At 29.9% G+C, this 633-nt stretch carries 1 protein-coding gene; it reads right to left on the bottom strand.

Features of this window, described 5'->3' with window-relative positions; translation table 11 throughout:
- Positions 1 to 54: 54 nt before the first annotated feature.
- The coding region (locus tag HMPREF0673_RS14580; RefSeq protein ID WP_007902083.1) for a hypothetical protein at positions 55 to 633 on the bottom strand (579 nt) is incomplete at its 5' end.

Raw genomic sequence — 633 nt, 5'->3', positions numbered from 1 at the left:
AGTAACATGATCAGACTATTTTGGGTTTCTCAAAATATTGCAAACGTAATTTCTTTATATAAATAATTTATTATATGCACTTAAATCGTCTTCTAAATATGCTTCTAAATAACACATCAAATTCTTGTATCGTGCCATTCCATTACTATCATAAACCCATATTTCTGGTTCATCAACTTCATCTAACCAAACTATATAAATTCTTTCAAAGCTATTTACATCTGCTGCAAAAACACTAATGCGATTATCTTTAAATAAGCTACAAGCATCGTTAGGCCAGTTTTGCGAACATGAATGTAATTGATGTTTTATGTTTTCTATATATGAAGTTGGTTTTTCTTTCCATAACTCTTTCATATCATCAATGCTTAACCAATCCCCATGGGTAGCATTTTCCCAACTTCCAAAATTATTATAACGTTCCCTAAGCATTGGAGATATACGTCTATAAATTCCTGTTTGCAAAGTTGGGATACAATCAATCTCCACTTTACAAATATAAAGATTCGATGGAAGTGAAGTTAATTCATTATTAATATGTTTAGCCTTAATAATTAAGTCTTTAATATTATTCATAGCTACTAATCGATAATTATTACAGAAACCTGTTGGCGGAATTAAAAAACCGCCTGA

Origin of the sequence: Leyella stercorea DSM 18206 (genome assembly GCF_000235885.1) — a bacterium.
Taxonomy (GTDB): domain Bacteria; phylum Bacteroidota; class Bacteroidia; order Bacteroidales; family Bacteroidaceae; genus Prevotella; species Prevotella stercorea.
This window is presented reverse-complemented; position numbering and strand designations above follow the sequence as displayed.